General features: G+C 43.2%; 1 protein-coding gene. It reads right to left on the bottom strand.

Annotation, left to right across the window (positions count from 1 at the left end; translation table 11 throughout):
* Positions 1 to 36 precede the first annotated feature (36 nt).
* Complete coding sequence (locus IQR33_RS11415; RefSeq protein ID WP_025767937.1) at positions 37 to 1,470, bottom strand: glyceraldehyde-3-phosphate dehydrogenase; 1,434 nt, start codon at positions 1,468 to 1,470, stop codon at positions 37 to 39.
* Between the last annotated feature and the right edge of the window lie 506 nt (positions 1,471 to 1,976).

Below are 1,976 nucleotides of genomic sequence, written 5' to 3'. Positions count from 1 at the left end.
TACGCTATGTGGTTAACGTTGTGGAGCAAAGTTCACCTATCGAGGGAATGTTTGGTAACGAACACCCATCATTTGTTCCATACAGTGCACAACTTGGCAGCTGTAACCGAATTCGTTGTCGTACCAGATGTAAAGTACACAACGCTTGTCTTGTGCGATAGTCGCTTGACCATCTACGACGCCTGCATGGCGAGAGCCAACTAAGTCAGTTGATACAATTTCTGTTGAATCGGTGTAGTCAATCTGTGCCGAAAGCTCAGAGTTCAACGCCATTTCACGCAAGTAATCGTTCAGTGAATCACGGTCTACGTCTTCACCTAAGTTTAGATTAGCGACTGCCATAGAAACGTTTGGTGTCGGTACGCGTATCGCGTTGCCTGTTAGCTTGCCTGCAAGCTCTGGCAATGCTTTAGCAACTGCTTTTGCCGCACCTGTTGAAGTCAGAACCATGTTTAGTGAAGCACTACGTCCGCGACGGTCACCAGAGTGGAAGTTGTCGATCAAATTTTGGTCGTTTGTGTATGAGTGCACGGTTTCAATATGGCCAGAAAGAACACCATATTTATCGTTCAGAGCCTTAAGGACTGGCGTGATTGCATTTGTTGTACAGCTTGCCGCAGAGATGATGGTGTCATCTTCTTTAATTACCGACTCATTTACACCGAATACAACGTTTTTGATGTCACCTTTACCTGGTGCTGTTAGCAGTACTTTCTCTGCGCCTTTACACGCTAAGTGCTGGCTCAGACCTTCAGAATCACGCCAAACACCTGTGTTATCAACAACTAGCGCGTTATTGATACCGAAAGCTGAGTAATCCACTTCGCTTGGGTTATTTGCGTAGATGATTTGGATGTAGTTGCCGTTAACGATCAGTGCTTTACGCTCTTCATCGATAACAATGCTACCGTTGAACTGACCGTGAACTGAGTCACGACGCAGCAAGCTAGCACGCTTCTCCAAATCGCCTTTTTTACCGCCACGAACCACAATCGCACGTAGTCTTAGTGGGTAACCTGGACCACTTTTCTCAATGAGAAGGCGAGTAAGTAGTCGACCAATGCGACCGAACCCGTAAAGAACCACATCACGCGCTTTCAATGAAGAATCTGCGTCGCGAGCGCCATCAAGTGCAGTGATAAGGAAATCGTTTAGAGAGCTTGTATCGTCATGTTCATTCCAGTACATAGTTGCCAATTGGCCAACATCGACACGGCATGAAGAAATGCTCATTTCACAAAGCGCTTGAATAATAGGCATCGTGTGCTCAAGCGAAAGTGGGTTACCGGTATAACGTCTTGCAACGCGATGAGTTTTGAGAATGTCTATAGTAGTAGCATTAATAAGCGTTTTACCAAACAGAACCACTTCGATTCCTTTTTGACGATATAGCTTACCAATTAGAGGGGAAATAGATTCAGCAATCGTTTGGCTAGTTTGCCAGTCTTGGAGATATTTCTCTGGACTCATTGTTGTATTAGACCTTTCACGTTTTGGGGGCTAACCATACTCTCTGCTGTTGCCTCTTCGGCAGCGTGCAAGAGTGTGGTGGGTTATGTAATCGGGTTGTAATAGTTATGTGTTCGGATTCTAAGGTCGGAGTCCTTATTCTGCTAGGAAAATTAAATCCAGTGTAAAACACTACTTAAGGGGACGTTAGTGGTGGATTAATGTGACTAAAGCAGTGGTTTTCACGTATTGACATTTAGAAAGTAACTTACTTTTTTTGCGATGATAACGTTTGCTTTCAAATTAGTTTTGTTGACAAAAATGGATATTTTGCATTTTTGTGTGATTTGACTCGACAAGGCAACTCAATAGGTAAACATACAATAGATGATTTCCTGAAAAGTGATGCGACTCTTAGTTGTGAGTGAAACTTTATTGTTTGCATCCAACTTTAAGATCAAAAAATATGACTTGAATCACAATTGCCACTTCATTAGCCGATGATAAAACACTCACAATAACCATAA

Source organism: Vibrio sp. OPT46 (assembly GCF_015163535.1).
GTDB classification, from domain to species: domain Bacteria; phylum Pseudomonadota; class Gammaproteobacteria; order Enterobacterales; family Vibrionaceae; genus Vibrio; species Vibrio alginolyticus.
Note: the sequence above shows the minus strand (reverse complement) of the source record. Positions and strands in the feature narration are given on the sequence as shown.

Excerpts from the sequence above, each read along its gene's own strand:
- IQR33_RS11415 (WP_025767937.1), bottom strand. The coding sequence starts at position 1,470 with ATGAGTCCAGAGAAATATCTCCAAGACTGGCAAACTAGCCAAACGATT.